General features: G+C 66.1%; 16 protein-coding genes. 7 read left to right on the forward strand and 9 right to left on the reverse strand.

Translation table 11 applies throughout. From position 1 onward, the window contains the following. Window positions 1-164 precede the first annotated feature (164 nt). Window positions 165-1391 (reverse strand): cytochrome P450, encoded by a 1227-nt coding sequence (locus QGV55_RS18160; protein WP_281019227.1) that lies wholly within the window; start codon window positions 1389-1391, stop codon window positions 165-167. 132 nt (window positions 1392-1523) lie between these two features. Here QGV55_RS18160 and QGV55_RS18165 point away from each other — a divergent pair, with 132 nt between their 5' ends. Both QGV55_RS18165 and hspQ read left to right on the forward strand, forming a co-directional pair. After that, complete coding sequence (locus tag QGV55_RS18165) at window positions 1524-1958, forward strand: NUDIX hydrolase (protein ID WP_281019226.1); 435 nt, start codon at window positions 1524-1526, stop codon at window positions 1956-1958. Between the two features lie 370 nt (window positions 1959-2328). After that, on the forward strand, window positions 2329-2652 hold the full coding sequence (gene hspQ / locus QGV55_RS18170; protein WP_348637674.1) for a heat shock protein HspQ: 324 nt from the start codon (window positions 2329-2331) through the stop codon (window positions 2650-2652). 24 nt (window positions 2653-2676) lie between these two features. Here the strand turns inward: hspQ and QGV55_RS18175 are convergent, their stop codons facing one another. Both QGV55_RS18175 and QGV55_RS18180 read right to left on the reverse strand, forming a co-directional pair. After that, on the reverse strand, window positions 2677-3162 hold the full coding sequence (locus QGV55_RS18175) for a GNAT family N-acetyltransferase (protein ID WP_281019224.1): 486 nt from the start codon (window positions 3160-3162) through the stop codon (window positions 2677-2679). A gap of 14 nt (window positions 3163-3176) precedes the next feature. Then, window positions 3177-5084, reverse strand: a complete 1908-nt coding sequence (locus tag QGV55_RS18180) for an ABC-F family ATP-binding cassette domain-containing protein (RefSeq protein ID WP_281019223.1) — start codon at window positions 5082-5084, stop codon at window positions 3177-3179. Window positions 5085-5408: 324 nt separating this feature from the next. On the opposite strand from QGV55_RS18180, the gene ndk reads away from it, so the two are divergent. From ndk to QGV55_RS18195, 3 genes are all read left to right on the forward strand, one after another. Continuing rightward, window positions 5409-5831, forward strand: coding sequence for a nucleoside-diphosphate kinase (gene ndk, locus QGV55_RS18185; RefSeq protein ID WP_281019222.1), 423 nt, complete (start codon window positions 5409-5411; stop codon window positions 5829-5831). 125 nt (window positions 5832-5956) lie between these two features. Further along, window positions 5957-6346 carry a carboxymuconolactone decarboxylase family protein gene (locus tag QGV55_RS18190; RefSeq protein WP_281019221.1) on the forward strand — a complete coding sequence of 130 codons (390 nt, stop codon included), beginning with the start codon at window positions 5957-5959 and terminating at the stop codon, window positions 6344-6346. A gap of 248 nt (window positions 6347-6594) precedes the next feature. Then, window positions 6595-7623: an LLM class flavin-dependent oxidoreductase gene (locus QGV55_RS18195; protein ID WP_281019220.1), complete on the forward strand. Its 1029-nt coding sequence runs from the start codon at window positions 6595-6597 to the stop codon at window positions 7621-7623. 25 nt (window positions 7624-7648) lie between these two features. Here the strand turns inward: QGV55_RS18195 and QGV55_RS18200 are convergent, their stop codons facing one another. The 5 genes from QGV55_RS18200 to QGV55_RS18220 all read right to left on the reverse strand — a co-directional run bounded on the left by QGV55_RS18200 (window position 7649) and on the right by QGV55_RS18220 (window position 12355). Beyond that, complete coding sequence (locus QGV55_RS18200; protein WP_281019219.1) at window positions 7649-8839, reverse strand: CoA transferase; 1191 nt, start codon at window positions 8837-8839, stop codon at window positions 7649-7651. A gap of 63 nt (window positions 8840-8902) precedes the next feature. Beyond that, window positions 8903-9808, reverse strand: coding sequence for a DMT family transporter (locus QGV55_RS18205; RefSeq protein ID WP_281019218.1), 906 nt, complete (start codon window positions 9806-9808; stop codon window positions 8903-8905). A gap of 155 nt (window positions 9809-9963) precedes the next feature. Further along, on the reverse strand, window positions 9964-10800 hold the full coding sequence (locus QGV55_RS18210) for a TauD/TfdA family dioxygenase (RefSeq protein WP_281019217.1): 837 nt from the start codon (window positions 10798-10800) through the stop codon (window positions 9964-9966). 4 nt (window positions 10801-10804) lie between these two features. Next, window positions 10805-11365 (reverse strand): tetratricopeptide repeat protein, encoded by a 561-nt coding sequence (locus tag QGV55_RS18215; protein WP_281019216.1) that lies wholly within the window; start codon window positions 11363-11365, stop codon window positions 10805-10807. A 201-nt stretch (window positions 11366-11566) separates the two neighbouring features. Further along, on the reverse strand, window positions 11567-12355 hold the full coding sequence (locus tag QGV55_RS18220) for an SDR family NAD(P)-dependent oxidoreductase (RefSeq protein WP_281019215.1): 789 nt from the start codon (window positions 12353-12355) through the stop codon (window positions 11567-11569). 179 nt (window positions 12356-12534) lie between these two features. Between QGV55_RS18220 and QGV55_RS18225 the strand changes: the two genes are divergently transcribed. Both QGV55_RS18225 and QGV55_RS18230 read left to right on the forward strand, forming a co-directional pair. Continuing rightward, a complete protein-coding gene (locus QGV55_RS18225) occupies window positions 12535-13233 on the forward strand; it encodes an orotate phosphoribosyltransferase (RefSeq protein WP_348637673.1) in 699 nt (232 codons plus the stop codon). Window positions 13234-13369: 136 nt separating this feature from the next. After that, window positions 13370-14149 (forward strand): phasin family protein, encoded by a 780-nt coding sequence (locus tag QGV55_RS18230; RefSeq protein WP_281019213.1) that lies wholly within the window; start codon window positions 13370-13372, stop codon window positions 14147-14149. A gap of 117 nt (window positions 14150-14266) precedes the next feature. Here the strand turns inward: QGV55_RS18230 and metC are convergent, their stop codons facing one another. Further along, window positions 14267-15439, reverse strand: coding sequence for a cystathionine beta-lyase (metC, locus tag QGV55_RS18235; protein WP_281019212.1), 1173 nt, complete (start codon window positions 15437-15439; stop codon window positions 14267-14269). Between the last annotated feature and the right edge of the window lie 304 nt (window positions 15440-15743).

Here is a 15743-nt window from a genome sequence, read left to right on the forward strand (position 1 = left end):
ATTGTAGAGGCGAGGTTATCACGCTTCAGACGGCGGTGGAAATGGCATCCATCTGGGGAATGCGGGATAAGGATAATCCCGTGGGTGGTCGGGAGGGGGAGAGGGGTGGCCGGGGACCGCAAACAATTCCCGAGAGGGGTGGCACGGTCAGCGAACAAGTCCCCTCAGCGCCAGACCCGCACGGGGAAGGTGGTCATGCCGCGCGAGACGTAGGAATCCGACCAGGTCTGTACCGGTTTCACCGCCTCGATCCGGCTGAAGCGGTTCAGCAGGATGGGGAAGGCGACTTCCGCTTCCAGCTTTGCCAGCGGCGCCCCGATGCAGAAGTGGATGCCGAAGCCGAAGGTGACATGCCGATCGGCGTTGCTGCGGCGCAGGTCCAGCCGGTCGGGATCAGGGAAAACGGTCTCGTCGCGATTGGCGGCGCAGTTCCACAGCCAGATCCGCTGTCCCTTGCGGATCGTCTGGCCGTGCAGTTCCACGTCCTCTGCAGCGATGCGCGGGGATGTCAGGCTGGGCCCGTCGAAGCGCAGCAGTTCCTCCACAGCGTTGCGGGTGAAGCCGATATCGCCGCCATTGGCGCGGAAATCGGCCAACTGGTCGGGATGGTGCAGCAGGGAATGCAGCCCGTTGGCCAGCAACTGTGTCGTGGTTTCATGCCCGGCGAACAGCAGCAGGATGCAACTGGCCACCAGTTCGTCCGCCGTCAGCCGGTCGCCTTCATCGCTGGCGTCGATCATGCCGTCGGTCACCAGCTCACCGGGGTTGGCGCGGCGGTCGTCCAGGAAGCCCTCGAAATAGCTGTTCATCTCCGCCAGCGCCGCCGCCGCGACCTTGTACTTGTCCGGGTTGGTCTTCGACGTCAGGACGAACTGCGCCAGGGCGTCGGACCAGCGTTTCAGGTGCTCCACATCCGGTTGCGGCACGCCGAGCAACAGCGCGATCACGGTCGCGGGCAGGGGATAGGCGAAGGCCTGGTGGAAGTCGATTTCCTCCCCGTCCTTCCAGTCGGCGATCAGCCCCTCCACCATCTCCGCCACCTGTCCGCGCAGGCTCTCGACCCGGCGGCTGGTGAAGGCCTTGTTCATCAGGCCGCGCAGATGGCCGTGGCGCGGCGGATCGTTGAACACGGCCCAATGGCCGATGTGATCGCCGAGAAAGCCGATCTCCTCCCCGTCCGGGCCGTTGCGCATTGCCTCGACAAAGGGGCGGATGCGGTCCGCCGACATGCGCTTGTCGCGGAACCCGTCCCGGACGTCGCCGTAGCGGGTGATGTACCAGGCCCGGCTGACCGGGCTCCAGTGCAGTGGTTCCTGCGCCCGCAGGCCGGCAAGCCCCGGATAGGGATCGACGATGGACTCGGGTGCGTTTGGATCGAAGATGATGCTCATGATGGTCCTCCCCGGCCTGGCAACCCTCCCCGGCTGCCTGCCTCACCAAGCTCTACCGAAATTCCGCCGTTTGTGCCAGTACAGGAACGGCAGGGCGCGCGGCCTGGCGCGGGACGGAGGCAACGGGCGGGCATGATGAAGAAACCCGAAATCGGTATCGGCGCCGTGATCTTTCGCGGTAACGAGGTGTTGATGATCCGGCGCGGCAAGGCGCCACGCAAGGGCGAATGGGCGATTCCGGGCGGGCGTCAGGAGCTCGGCGAGACGGTGGCGGAAGGGGCCATGCGGGAGGTGCTGGAGGAAACCGGCGTCACTTGCCGCATCGCCGGACTGATCGACGTGGTGGACGGGATCAGCCGCCATGAGGACGGGTCACTGATCTATCACTACACCCTGATCGACATGTGGGGCGAATGGCAGGCCGGCGAGGCGGTCGCGGCCAGTGACGCCATGGCGGCCTGCTTCATGCCGCTGAGCGACGTGGCAACGCTGAATCTCTGGCCGGAGACCAGCCGAATCATTGCCATGGCGCAGGATCTGCGGGCCGGAGGAGGTCTGACGCGCTGAGTGCGTCGAGATGTTTGTGGGCCGCACCACCCCTCTCCCCCTCCCGACCACCCACGGGAGTATCCTGAATGGGTGGTCGGGAGGGGGAGAGGGGAGGTCCGGTCGATCGACAGACCGGTGCCACCCACCGGGAACCCGGTTGTGATCCGTGTCACTTGGGTTCCGGGACCAACACCCCATCTATCAGACACACAGGCATTACAGGAAAGACGCACTCCTCCGCCTGAGACGAACAGGACGCCGCCGGTCCCTCCCCGGCGGCGTTTTCGTGTGCGCCGCCCATCTCCGGCATTGACCTGATGGCCTGAAATTCGCATCAATGATGGCCGAAACCAACCAGCACAGATGGCGGAGCGTTCACTTGATCCAGTTGCCCGAGGCGAAGTTCAGGATTGGCGACATCGTGCGTCACCGCCTCTTTCCGTTCCGGGGCGTGATCTACGACGTTGATCCCCAGTTCAACAATACGGAGGAATGGTGGGAATCCATTCCGGCCGACGTGCGGCCGCGCAAGGACCAGCCGTTCTATCATCTGCTGGCGGAGAACGACGAGACCACCTACATCGCCTATGTCTCGGAACAGAACCTGCTCTGGGATGAATCCGGCGACCCGGTGGAACATCCGCAGGTGAACGAGTTCTTCGACAGCATTGAAGACGGACGCTACGTCCCCTTCAGCTCCCGCGCCAACTGAACCGACGCGGCCAGCACCGCCGGGTCAGCGCCTTCCCGGGCTGCGGCCATGCAGCCGGAAGCGGACGAAGGCTGCGCCGTCGATCGCGACCAACCCTTCCTCGACGAAGCCCAGGCGCAGGATCGCTCTCCGGTTCGACCGGTCCGGGGGCAGCAGGGCGGTGATGCTGTCGAGACCCATGGATCCGAAGGCCGCGTCACGAAACAGCCGGAAGATGCGCAGGCCCGCGCCCCAGTGATCCGGGTGCAGCACCAGCGCGAAGTCCGCTTCCCCGTCCTGCGGCTGCAACCCGCCCCAGCCCGCGAACCGGCCGTCGATCAGGATGGCGTGGGGGCCGAACCCGTGACGATCCCACATGGCCTGCTTCGCGGCACGGAAGGCCCGGCAGTCCGGCGCCGAGAACCCGGCAGCCAGCAGGGGCATGTGCCGCCCCACCGCCGGGTCGTTCATCAGGTCGATGATGGCATCTTCGTCGATGTCGGAAAGTCGGGTCAGGCTGATGTCAGCCATCTGCCTCACCTCTCTCAGGCCGCGTCGGCTTCCTGCTGCGCCTGTTCCAGTGCTTCCTCCGCCATCATCCAGGCGGCTTCGGCATTGGCCAGGGCACGTTCGCCATCGGCCTTGGCGCGGGTCAGGCGGGCGACCTCTTCCTGCGGTCCGGCATAGATTTCCGGATCGCGCAGCCGCACCTCGACGCGGGCCAGCATGGCGGAGATCTTCTCCATCTCCTGCTCCGCCGCCTTGACCGCCTTGCGATAGGGCACCAGCCGCTTGCGGGCGTCCGCCGCGGCCTTGCGGGCTTCCTTGCGGTCCGACTTGGATTCGGTCGGGGCGGCCTCGGTCCCCTTGCGGGATTTCCGCTCCTCCGCCGCGTCGCCCAGCGCCTTGCGGCGATAGTCGCTCATGTCGCCGTCGAACGCGGTGACGGTGCCGCCATCCACCAGCCAGAGCCGGTCGGCCACCGCCTCCACCAGATGCGCGTCATGGCTGACCAGGATCACCGCGCCGGGAAAGTCGTTCAGCGACTGGACCAGCGCCTCCCGGCTGTCGATATCCAGATGGTTGGTCGGCTCGTCGAGGATCAGCATGTGCGGTTCGCTCTGCGCCATCAGGCAAAGCGCCAGCCGGGACTTCTCGCCGCCCGAGAGTTCCCCCGCCGGGGTATCCACCCGCTTGGCGTCCAGCCCGAAGCTGTCCAGCCGGGTGCGCAGCCGCTGCTCGGGGTCGTGGGGCCGCACGTCGCGCATGTGCGCCAGGGCGGAGCGGTCGGGCGACAGATCCTCGATCTGATGCTGGGCGAAGAAGCCGATCTTCAGTTTCGACGACCGGCGCACCTCTCCCGATTCCGCCTGCAGCCGTCCGGCGATCAGCTTCGACAGGGTGGACTTGCCGTTGCCATTGGCCCCCAGCAGACCGATGCGGTCATCCTCGTCGATCCTGAGACCCAGACGGCGCAGTACGGGCTTGCCGGGCTCATAGCCGACCGCGGCCCCGTCCATATGCACCACCGGCGGCGACAGTTTCGTCGGTTCCGCGAAGGGAAAACGCGGTGCGCGGTTCTCCATCATGGCGGCCACCGGCTGCATCTTGGCCAGCATCTTCAGGCGGCTCTGTGCCTGCCGCGCCTTGGAGGCCTTGTAGCGGAAGCGGTCGACGAAGGCCTGGATGCGCTCGCGCTCCGCCGACTGGCGGTTGGCCAGCGCCACCTGATGGCGCTGCGCCATGCGGCGGCGTTCCTCGAAGGTGTCATAGCCGCCGGGATAGAGGGTCAGCTTCTGATCGTCCAGGTGCAGGATGTCGGTGACGGCGCGGTTCAGCAGGTCACGGTCATGGCTGACGATGACGATGGTGTGGGGATAGCTCGCCAGGAACCCCTCCAGCCACAGCGCCGCCTCCAGATCCAGATGGTTCGTCGGTTCGTCCAGCAGCAGGATTTCCGGCTCCGAGAACAGGGCTGCCGCCAGCGCGACACGCATCCGCCAGCCGCCGGAGAAGGAATTGCAGGGCAGGTTCTGGCGATCCTCCAGGATGCCGAGACCGGCCAGGATCGTTGCTGCCTTGGCCGGGGCGGCATAGGCACCGATGTCGGCCAGCCGGGTCTGGATCTCCGCGATCCGGTGACCGTCCGTTGCCGTTTCCGCTTCCTGCAGCAGGGTATGGCGCTCGGTATCGGCGGCCAGCACCGCATCGATGGCCGGCAGGTTGCCGCCCGGTGCCTCCTGCGCCACAGCCCCGATGCGCGACCCGCGCGGCACCTCGATCGCGCCACCTTCCAGCCCGATCTCCCCCAGTATCGCGCGCAGCAGGGTGGTCTTGCCGGTGCCGTTGGGTCCGACCAGCCCGACCCGATGCCCGGTGGGCAGCCGCACGCTGGCATTCTGCAGCAGGGTGCGCCCGGCAATACGGATGGTGATGTCGTCCAGGATCAGCATGAAGGGGCTCTCGGGATCGGGTGTGTGTGTGGGAGTCGCTCGCGGGCCGTTCCACCCCTCTTCCCCTCCCGGCCACCCATTTCAGGATACTTGCGTGGGGGGCCGGGAGGGGAAGAGGTGTGGAACGGTCCACAGCCGGACTCCACCGATAGTGCCTCGCGTTATAAGGGCTCAGGCCTGCTGTGCAAGGCGCTCCGCGACAATGGGTGTCACAGGGGGACCCTGCAGGATGGTTGCAGTATCCCCGGGGCCAAGCTATGCAGCGGCGAATCTTCGGAACGGCGCGTCCTGCGCCTTCACCCATCAGACGCAAGGACCAGCACAATGGCTCTGGAACGCACCTTCTCGATCATCAAGCCCGACGCGACCCGCCGCAACCTGACCGGCAAGATCAATGCCCTGATCGAGGATGCCGGCCTGCGCATCGTCGCCCAGCGCCGCATGCAGCTCACCCGCGCCCAGGCGGAAGGCTTCTACGCCGTCCATGCCGAGCGTCCGTTCTTCGGTTCGCTGTGCGAATTCATGACCTCCGGCCCCGTCGTCGTGCAGGTTCTGGAAGGCGAGAATGCCATTGCGAAGTACCGCGAAGTCATGGGCGCAACCAACCCGGAGAATGCCGACGCCGGTACCATCCGCAAGGAATTCGCCGAGTCCATCGAGGCCAACTCCGCGCACGGCTCCGACAGCCCGGAGAACGCCGCCATCGAGATCGCCTACTTCTTCTCGGCCCTCGACATCGTTGGCTGATGAGGCGTTTGTCTGACTGACCGTTCCGCCCCTCTCCCCCTCCCGACCACCCACGGGATTATCCTATTGGGTGGTCGGGAGGGGGAGAGGGGCGGAACGGTCGACAGATCAGCCGGGAGGCAACCATGGTCAAACCCATCGAATATGCGGACGCCAATGCTGAGGTCCGCGCCGTGTTCGACGAGATCATGGCCGCCCGTGGCGTCCAGGACGTCAACAACTTCTGGAAATACCTGGCGCATGACCCGGTGGAGCTGCGCTCCGTCTGGGACACGCTGCGCGATGTGATGGCCGATGGTGCGCTCAGCCCGGAGGTGAAGGAGCTGATCTACGTCGCCGTCTCCATCGCCAACGGCTGCGACTATTGCGTCGCCAGCCACTCCGCCGTCGCCGCGGCCAAGGGCGCGACACCGGACATGCTGAACGAGATGCGCCGCATCGTCGCCATGGCCTCCCGCACCAACGCCCTCGCCGTCGGCCTGCGCGTCCCCGTGGACCCGCAGTTCGAGGGTTGAGGCGTCTTATTTGTTGACCGGACCTCCCCTCTCCCCCTCCCGACCACCCATAAGGATAATCCCGTGGGTGGTCGGGAGGGGGAGAGGGGAGGTCCGGCCCACAGACAATCCTGTTTGTGCCCCACTGAACCCTCCCACCGTGCGCCTGCGCACCCGCTTTTGGCGTCTGACGCGCAAGCTGCCGTCTTACCCCGCCCCGCTCCCTCTGCCATGATCGTCTGATCAGACGCCACGCTGGAGGGATCGCCATGAAATTCTCGCTGATGTACAGCTTCGTGGTGGAGCCGGGCGGGCCGATGAGTCACCTGGAGACCTTCCGGGAGATGGACCGGCTGCTGCCGCTGGCGGAACAGCTCGGCTTTCACGCCTTCCACACCACCGAGCATCATTTCCAGAACAACGGCTGGGCGCCCAACCCGCTGCTGGTGCTGGCCAAGGCCGCCGGTCTGACGACACGGATGCGGCTGGCCACCAACATCATGGTGGTCACCCTATGCCAGCCGCTGCGCCTGCTGGAGGATCTGCTGACGCTGGACAATCTCTCCGGCGGGCGGGTCACGCTGGGCACCTCGCCGGGCTATGTGTCGGAGGAATTCTCCGCCTATGGGGTCACCTACGAGGACCGGTTCCGCCTGCATGAGGAGATCATCGACTTCCTGCAGCAGGGCTGGGCCAATCCGTCGGATGTCGGCTTCGACGGCAAGCTGTTCCAGGTCCCGCCGGTGGCCCTGATGCCGACCCCGGTGCAGCGGGAACTGCCGATCTGGTACGGCGTTTCGGGTCCGAAACTGCTGGCCCGCGCCGCCCGCCGCCGGGTGCCGGTCACGGCCTCCCCGCGTCATGCGCTGGGGGAACTGGTGGAGCATTTCGCGCGCTATGAACAGGTGGCGGCGGAAGTCGGCTATGTGCCGGAGGAGCGTCCCGTGATCCGGGAGGCCTTCGTTGCGCCGACGGTCGCCGAGGCCGAACGGCTGGCCGGTCCGGCGCTGGAGCAGATGTTCAGCCTCTATGCCCGCAAGTCGGCGGAGGGGGAGCGCGGCCTGCGCAACGACAATGGCGATCTGGTGACCGAAGCCTCCGCCGTGAAGTTCCAGAACTTCGCCTCCCGCTACATGGTTGGCGACCCGGAGGTCATGCGCCGCGACATCCAGGAACTCATCGACCGCCTCGCCCCCACCGAGATCGTGCTCCGCATGCAACTCCCCGGCATCCCGACGGACGCCCTGGAACAGTCGCTCCGCCTGTTCGCGAAGGAAGTGATGCCGGCGTTCCGGTAAGGGGTGACAGGATGGCGGACTGGCGTCAGGGCAGCTTCACCGCTCCCGCTTCCGCCAGCGCCGCGATCTCCGCCTCGCCGTAGCCCAGCCCTGCCAGGATCTCCGCGCCCTGTTCGCCGATCTCCGGGGCGTCGGAGATGTCGGCGGGGGACTGCGGGGCGCCGGGGACGCGGACCAGGGGGCTTGGGCCGAAGCCGGGCTGGTCGGCGACCGGGGCGGTATCGGTGGCCTGCACATGCGGGTGGGCCAGCCAGCCGGGCAGGTCCATCACGGGATCGCAGAGGATGTTGCGGGCCTTCAGGATCTCCAGCCATTCGGCGGAGGTCTTCTCCCGGAAGCGGGGCAGGAAGCTGTCACGGATGACGTCCAGATGCTGTCCCCGTTCGGCGAAGGTCTTCAGGCGCGGGTCGGCGCCGATCTCCGGCAGGCCGACGGCGTCGCAGATGATCGGGAACTCGGCATCGCGCACCAGGGTGACGGCGATCCAGCCGTCCGACGTCTGATAGTTGCCGGCGGGCGGGTTGAAGGCCTTCGGCGTCTCCCCGGCGATCGCGGCCTCCAGCACCTTCGGGGCCAGCAGCGCGGCGGCACCGCCCATCAGGCTGATGTCCAGATGCCGTCCCGCGCCGCCGTTGCGGCGGGCGTAGATCGCGGTGGCCACGGCCTGATAGGCGAACAGCCCGGTCAGCGTGTCGATGATGACCGCGCCGACCTTCACCGGGGAGCCGTCCGGCGCGGTGTTCAGGCTCATCAGGCCGGAGAAGGCCTGCGCCACGGTGTCGGTGCAGGCGCGCTCCCGAAAGGGGCCGGTCTGGCCGAAACCGGAGATCGAGGCATAGAGCAGGCCGGGGTTCAGGTCCCGCATCGCGGCATAGCCGACGCCCAGCCGGTCGGCGACTCCGGGGCGAAAGCTCTCCAGCATCACATCGGCCTCCGCCGCCAGCCTGTGCACGATGGCCAGCCCGTCGGCGTGCTTCAGGTCCAGCGCGATGGAGCGCTTGCCGCGGCTGTAGTAGACGCTGTGGGCCGAGTGCTCCCCCCTGTGCACGCCGATGGGGCGGATCCAGTCCCCGGCAAAGGGCTCCACCTTCACCACCTCCGCTCCATAGAGCGCCAGCAGCATGCCGCAGTGCGGGGCCGCGACCCCCTGCGACAGGTCCAGGACCTTCAGGCCCCGGAACGGTGTGGCGTAGTCGGGCGTCTGTTCGGTGTTCATGGTTCTTCCCCCCGCGTGCGGATCATTGCTTGTTCTGTCTCGGGCCTCTATCCGGCCCCACCCTCAGGCAGGCCGGGCCGGGTCCGGTTGTACGGTCTCGACGACCCCCTTCACCTTGCGCTCCCGCCAGGTGATGTAGAAGCCGCCGAAGAAGATCAGGGCGCCGCCGACCCAGACCCAGATGTCCAGCACCTGTGCGAACAGGAAATAGCCCAGCAGGGCGGAGAAGATCAGCTTGCCGAAATCGAACGGCAGCACGGCCGTGGCATCGGCCAGCCGGAAGGCCTGGGTGAAGCTGAGCTGTGCGACGGTACCGACAATGCCGATGGCGACAAGCCACGGCCATTGCTCCGGCGTCGGCCAGGTCCAGACGAAGGCGGCGGCGATGCCGGAGATCGGCCCCATCATCAGCACCATGTAGAGCGCCACCGTGACGGCGGAATCCGTGGCTGTCAGACGCTTGATGATGATCATGGCCACGCCCCAGACCATGGCGGAGCAGAGAATGTAGATCGCGCCGGTGGGGATTTCGGCCACGCCCGGGCGCAGGATGATCAGGGCGCCGACGAAGCCGATGACCAGGGCGGTGGTGCGGTGCACCCGGAACCGCTCCCCCAGGAACAGCACGGCCAGCACGGAGACGAACAGGGGTGCCGTGAAGGTCAGCGCCTGCACCAGCCCCAGCGCGATCCCGGTGGTGATGCCATAGAAGAACAGCAGCATCGCCACCGAATTCACGACAGCGCGCAGCCCGTGCAGCGGCAGCCGCGTGGTGCGGAACGGTGCCAGCCCGTGCCGCATCAGGATCGGCAGCAGGGCGAAGAAGCCGAAGAAATTGCGGAAGAATGCGATCTCGAACCCGTGCATTCCGGTGTTGCCCAGGTACTGGATCATGGCGTGCATGACACTGAAGCACAGTGTCGAGAACAACATGAAGCCGGCACCGGCAAGGGTATTGGACTGGTTCAAGCTGATGTTCCTGAAGGGGGAGGCAGTTCAGACAGATGTATTAGTCCGAAACGGCGCAGGGCAGAAGGGGCAACAGCGCAGGGCTGGCCCCCACTGAAACACCCGGTTCAGCGATCACCCGCGCCGGCCCGGCCGCCACCGTCGCCTCGGACCCCTCAGGCCGGGCGGTCTCCGGCCAGGGTGATGCGATGCATGATGCGGCGGTAGCCGTGATAGTCGTTGACCGGATTGTGCTGGGCGCAGCGGTTGTCCCAGAAGGCGATGGCCCCGGGCGACCAGGTGAAGCGGCAGGTGAATTCGGGCCGGATCTGGTGCTGGAACAGATAGTCCAGGATCGGCTTGCTCTCGGCCTCCGTCATGCCGTCGAAACGCACCGTGTGGGCGACATTGACGAACAGCGCCTTGCGACCGGTTTCGGGATGGGTCCGGACTGCCGGATGGCAGGACAGGTAATCCTTGCCCGCCTCCGCCGTGCCGCCGGACCTGATGCGGTCCTCCCGCGTCTTTGAAACATCTGCCTTGGCGGAGCTGTGAATGGCCGTCAGCCCGTCCAACAGACCCTGGAAGGTCGGACTGAGCGCCTCGTAGGCCAGATACTGGTTGGCGAACAGGGTGTCGCCGCCCTGGGGCGGGATCTCGCGGGCGAGCAGCATGCTGCCCATCGGAGGTTCGTCCAGATAGACCGTGTCGGAATGCCAGATGCCGCCGAAGTTGGTGGTCTCCCCCTCCAGCTTCGCCACCTCGATGATCTGCGGGAATGCGTCCAGCCCCTTCACGAAGGGATATTCGACCGGGTCGCCGAAGGCCCTGGCAAAGGCCAGAAAGCGCGCCGGTTCGATCGGCTGGTCCCGCAGGAAGATCACCAGATGATCCAGCAGGGCCTGTCGCAACGCCGCGATGGTGTCGGTGGCGAGGTCGCGCGAAAGGTCGACGCCGGAAATTTCCGCGCCGAGGGCTCCGGCAACCCGCCGGACCACAAGGGGTTCACTCATTGGTTCAGATTTCCCTGTCCTTCAGTGCCTTCTCGATTTCCTCGGCACGCTTGCGGACCTCAGCCATGTGCGGGTTGATCAGCAGGGCCTCGCGGAAGGCCTGCAGCGCCGCCTCCGGCTGTTCGATCCGATCATAGATCATGCCCAGGCCGGAAAGGGCACCGAAATGGCGCGGCTCCAGATCCAGCACCTTCTGGATATCCTCGATGGAGCCGACGTAGTTCTTGCGCATGAACCGCAGGGTGGCCCGGCGGTTCCAGCCCTCCGCGAACTCCGGCGCCAGTTCGACCGCGGCATCAAGCTGTTCCTCCGCCTGGCCATAGAGACCCATCTGCATGGCTTCGCGGGAATCCACAAGCAGCAGGTCCACCATGTCGCTGCCGGACTCGAACCAGACCTCCCAGATCCGGTTCTGCACCAGCATCGCCGACTTGCCCTGTGCGGCCTGAAGATCGGCAAACAGACTGTCCAGCACCGGATCGCGCTGATCGGCCTTCACCCCCGCCCCCAGGGCGAGGCCGAAAGCGATGATCAGGCAGGTGAGCAGGCTCTGAATTCGGAACATGAAGATATTTTGCCACGATCCGCCCCCGATCAGAAGACCCGTCGGTTCACAAGCCCGTATCATCTGTGGACCGTGCCACCCCTCTCCCCCTCCCGACCACCCATCAGGATACTCGCGTGGGTGGTCGGGAGGGGGAGAGGGGAGGAACGGCCCACAAAGCAAAGACTTCAGCGCCGCACGGTCGGCAAGCAGTTTCCCGCCCTAGAAGACCCAGTATCCGCCGTCGATCAGGAAGCTCTGTGCGGTGTGGAAGCTGGAGGCCTCGCTCATCAGATAGACCGCGACACCGCCGAAATCCTCCGGCTTGCCCCAGCGGCGCATCGGCATGCGCGGCATGACATTGCCGTGGAAACGCGGATCGGCGAAGGCGCTTTCGGTCATCTCGGTCTCGATCCAGCCGGGCAGGATGGAGTTGGCGGTGATGCCATAGCGCGCGAACTCGATGGCCATGGCGTTGGTCATGGAGATCAGGCCGCCCTTGGACGCGGCATAGTGCTCGTTGCGGGCGGGGCCGGAGATCGCGGCCAGGGACGCGGTGCCGACCAGACGCCCGAAGGGGTCACCGTTCTTCGCGCGCTCCACCATGTGCCGGGCGGCGGCGCGGAAGGTCAGGAAGGCGCCGTCGAGATTGACCGACATGACCTTGTGCCATTCATCCAGCGTCATGTCGGTGAAGGAGGTGCCGCGCGCCGACATGCCGGCATTGGCGAAGCAGCCGTCGACCCGGCCATGCGCCTCCAGCGTCTCGGCGAAGCGCCTGTCGACCTCTGCCTCGTTGCTGACATCGCAGAGGAAGGACGTGTAGGTACCGCCGTCGCCGACTTCCTTCAGCCGCGCCAGCGCCTCGGCGTTCTTCTCCGCGCTGCGGCCCCAGATGCAGACATCGCCGCCCGCCATGGCGATGGCCTCGCCAAAGCCCAGGCCGATGCCGCCATTGCCGCCGGTGACGAGGGCAACCTTGCCGCTCAGATCGAAGGGTTTGTAGGTCATGGAAATCCTCCCCAGGGTGTTTCAGGCGGTTTTGATAGCCCATTCCGGCGCGGTTTGCATCGGCTTGCGACCGCATGGCGCGGATTTCACGGAGGCCCGGGAGATCCGGTGCGATTCCATCAGGCGATGGACTGCTATATAAGGCGCGCATGTTCGACGGAAATCAGGGGCTGGGTCACATGGCGGTCAACAGGAACCATCCGGAATCACAGGAGGCCGCGCGCCTTGTCAGCCGGATGCTGATCGAGACGGAGGCGGTGCGTTTCAATGCGGAGACACCGTTCATCTTCACCGCCGGCTGGGCCAGCCCGGTCTATATCGACTGCCGCAAGCTGATCGCCTTCCCGCGGGTCCGCATGAAGATCACCGAACTGGCCGCCGACATGCTGGGCCGCGAAGTGGGGTTCGAGGCCTTTGACAGTGTCGCGGGCGGCGAGACGGCGGGCATTCCCTACGCCGCATGGATCGCTGACAAGCTGATGCTGCCGATGCAGTACGTGCGCAAGAAGCCCAAGGGCTTCGGTCGCATGGCGCAGATCGAGGGCAATCTGCAGGAAGGCGAGCGCGTGCTGCTGGTGGAGGACCTGACCTCCGACGGCGGCTCGAAGATCAACTTCTGCGATGCCATCCGCGCCGCCGGTGCCCATGTCGATCATGCCTTCGTCGTCTTCTATTACGACATCTTCCCCCATGCCCCGGCGAACTTCGCCCGGGCGGCGATCGAACTGCATTACCTGGCCACATGGCGGGATGTGCTGGTTGCCGCGCGGGAGAGCGGGTACTTCGAATCCGCGACCCTGGACGAGGTGGAGAAGTTCCTGGACGATCCGGTGACCTGGTCCGGCGAACACGGCGGGCGTTCCGACATTCCGGAATGAGGCGTGTGGCCCGCAGGCCGCAGCCAGCAACATTTCGCCGCACCGCACACAAGCTATTGTGCAATGCAACATGAGTTGTTATCTGTGCTTCAGGTTCCAGAGCGTCTGCTGACGCGCGTGAATACGGAGAATTCAGATGACAGACAACAAGACGGACGAAACGCCGAAGGTCGCCGAAGCGGCACCGAAGGCGGAAGCCGCCCCGAAGACCGAGGCTGCGGCCCCTGCAGAGACTGAAGCCAAGGCGGCCCCGGTCGCGGAAGCGGCTGCGCCTGCGAAGGCAGCAGCGCGCAGGGCGACGGCAGCGAAGAAGGCTCCGGCCAAGGCCCCGGCAAAGGCTGCGACCCCCAAGGCTGCAGCGACCAAGGCAACGACGACCAAGGCCGCCCCGGCGAAGAAGACCCCGGCCCGGAAGGCTGCGCCTGCGAAGGCAGCGGCCAAGCCGGCCGCGAAGAAGGCCGCGCCTGCAAGGACCACGGTCAAGGCAGCGACCGCCAGCAAGCCCGCAGCCGCCCCGAAGGCGGCCGCGAAGAAGGTCGCTGCGACCGCCGAAGCCGTGGCAGGTACCTTCCAGCCGGACATGTTCGCCGCGCTGCAGGAGAGCATCGAGATGGTTGTCGAGACCAACCGTACCGCCGTCGAGTCGGCCATGGAGCTGCAGGAGACCACCACCAGCTTCGTGCAGAGCCGTCTGGCCGCGAGCGCCGCGGTCGTGGATCGCATGGGCAGCGCCGAGGGCCTGACCGAGATTGCGGATCTGCAGCGTGAATATGCCGAGTCGGCCTTCGAAGCCTGGACGACCCACTTCGGTGTGGTCAGCACGACCTATCAGGACGTCCTGGCACGCGGTGTCGAACTGGCCACCCAGCGCGTCAATGCCGCCTCGGAGCAGGTCCGCGAGGCACGCTGGTTCTGATACCGGAACATTCCGATCTCGGGAGAGGCCTTCGGGTCATGTAGCGTTCCCGATCAAGAAGGGGGTCACCGTCGCGGTGGCCCCCTTTTGTGTTCCGGAAGGCTTCGGCGTCCCGGCTCAGCCCGCCAGACGCTCCAGTCCCGCCTGCAGATCGGCCTTCAGGTCGTCCGTGTCCTCCAGCCCGATGTGCAGCCGCACCAGCAGGCCGGGGCCGCTCCAGGGGGTGGCGGTACGGAACTGTTCCGGTTTCTGGTGAATGACGAGGCTTTCGTAGCCGCCCCATGACGCGCCGAGGCCGAAGAGCTTGAGCCCGTCGATCATGCGGGCCAGATCGTCGTCGCTGTAGCCGTCGCGGAGGATGATGGAGAACAGGCCGGACGATCCGAGGAAATCGCGCTTCCAGATGGCGTGGCCCGGGTGGCTTGGCAGGCCGGGGTGCAGCACGCGATCGACCTCCGGCCGGGTCTCCAGCCAGGCGGCGACGTCCAGCGCATTGACCATGTGCTGGCGCAGCCGCACGGCCAGGGTGCGCAGCCCCCGCAGGCCGAGATAGACGTCGTCCGGCCCGACGCACTGGCCCATCGCCTGCGCGGTCTGGCGCAACGGCTGCCAGGCGGCTTCATTGGTCACGACCACCCCCAGCATCGCGTCCGAATGGCCGACGATGTACTTGGTGGCGGCGTGGATCGAGACATCGACGCCATGCTCGAAGGGGCGGAAGAACAGCGGGCTGGCCCAGGTATTGTCCATCAGCACCATGGCCCCGGCCTTCTTCGCCTCCGCCGCGATGGCAGGAATGTCCTGCATCTCGAAGGTGTGGGAGCCGGGGGCCTCCACATAGACGATCTTCGTGTTCGGACGGATCAGGTCGGCGATGCCGGCGCCGATCAGGGGATCGTAGTAGGTCGTCTCCACCCCGAACCGCTTCAGCACCCCGTCGCAATAGCTGCGGGTGGGGCGGTAGGCGGAATCGCTGACCAGGATGTGGTCACCGGCGGCGACATAGGACGTGAGCGCCGCCGCGATGGCCGCGAGGCCCGAGGGGAAGGCAAAGGCGCTGTAGCCGCCCTCCACCTGCGCCATCGCCTCCTCGAAGGCCAGCGATGTCGGGTGACCGATGCGCCCGTACATGGTGACGGTCTCGCCCTTCTCGCGCCGCGCGCCGTTGGCCTTCATCGTCGCCATCGACGGGTTGAGGATGGTGGAGGTGTGATAGACGGGCGGGTTCACCACGCCGAGATTGCTTTCCGGGTCGCGCCCGGCGGTGACGATGGTGGTGTCCTGCTTCATGGTTGTCTGGCTTTCCCCTGATTGCGTCCGCATTCCCGAATGCGGCCGGTCTCGCGCAAGATGCTGACCGAATACTGACAACGATACTGACAGAGCTTTGACGGTCAGGCCAAGTGCTGCATTGCGGCAAGCGCCACCTTGCAATGCAGAAACCCTGTTGTGTTGTCGGAAACCCGGGCATAGGCTGCGCGGGTTAAACGCACCTCGGACACAAGTGGTGCTTCCGGACCGGTGGGGCATCGACCCTGCTGGCCACATACAGGACGGCACTGCAAATATCCGGGGATCGGATGAAACAGGGAGT

Origin of the sequence: Minwuia sp. IMCC3009 (genome assembly GCF_029909415.1) — a bacterium.
Taxonomy (GTDB): Bacteria; Pseudomonadota; Alphaproteobacteria; order Minwuiales; family Minwuiaceae; genus Minwuia.

What these genes read in the sequence shown, in the direction of transcription:
- QGV55_RS18160 (WP_281019227.1), bottom strand. Translation starts at nt 1,391, where the DNA reads ATGAGCATCATCTTCGATCCAAACGCACCCGAGTCCATCGTCGATCCC.
- QGV55_RS18165 (WP_281019226.1), top strand. Translation starts at nt 1,524, where the DNA reads ATGATGAAGAAACCCGAAATCGGTATCGGCGCCGTGATCTTTCGCGGT.
- QGV55_RS18175 (WP_281019224.1), bottom strand. Translation starts at nt 3,162, where the DNA reads ATGGCTGACATCAGCCTGACCCGACTTTCCGACATCGACGAAGATGCC.
- QGV55_RS18180 (WP_281019223.1), bottom strand. Translation starts at nt 5,084, where the DNA reads ATGCTGATCCTGGACGACATCACCATCCGTATTGCCGGGCGCACCCTG.
- ndk (WP_281019222.1), top strand. Translation starts at nt 5,409, where the DNA reads ATGGCTCTGGAACGCACCTTCTCGATCATCAAGCCCGACGCGACCCGC.
- QGV55_RS18190 (WP_281019221.1), top strand. Translation starts at nt 5,957, where the DNA reads ATGGTCAAACCCATCGAATATGCGGACGCCAATGCTGAGGTCCGCGCC.
- QGV55_RS18195 (WP_281019220.1), top strand. Translation starts at nt 6,595, where the DNA reads ATGAAATTCTCGCTGATGTACAGCTTCGTGGTGGAGCCGGGCGGGCCG.
- QGV55_RS18200 (WP_281019219.1), bottom strand. Translation starts at nt 8,839, where the DNA reads ATGAACACCGAACAGACGCCCGACTACGCCACACCGTTCCGGGGCCTG.
- QGV55_RS18210 (WP_281019217.1), bottom strand. Translation starts at nt 10,800, where the DNA reads ATGAGTGAACCCCTTGTGGTCCGGCGGGTTGCCGGAGCCCTCGGCGCG.
- QGV55_RS18215 (WP_281019216.1), bottom strand. Translation starts at nt 11,365, where the DNA reads ATGTTCCGAATTCAGAGCCTGCTCACCTGCCTGATCATCGCTTTCGGC.
- QGV55_RS18220 (WP_281019215.1), bottom strand. Translation starts at nt 12,355, where the DNA reads ATGACCTACAAACCCTTCGATCTGAGCGGCAAGGTTGCCCTCGTCACC.
- QGV55_RS18225 (WP_348637673.1), top strand. Translation starts at nt 12,535, where the DNA reads ATGGCGGTCAACAGGAACCATCCGGAATCACAGGAGGCCGCGCGCCTT.
- QGV55_RS18230 (WP_281019213.1), top strand. Translation starts at nt 13,370, where the DNA reads ATGACAGACAACAAGACGGACGAAACGCCGAAGGTCGCCGAAGCGGCA.
- metC (WP_281019212.1), bottom strand. Translation starts at nt 15,439, where the DNA reads ATGAAGCAGGACACCACCATCGTCACCGCCGGGCGCGACCCGGAAAGC.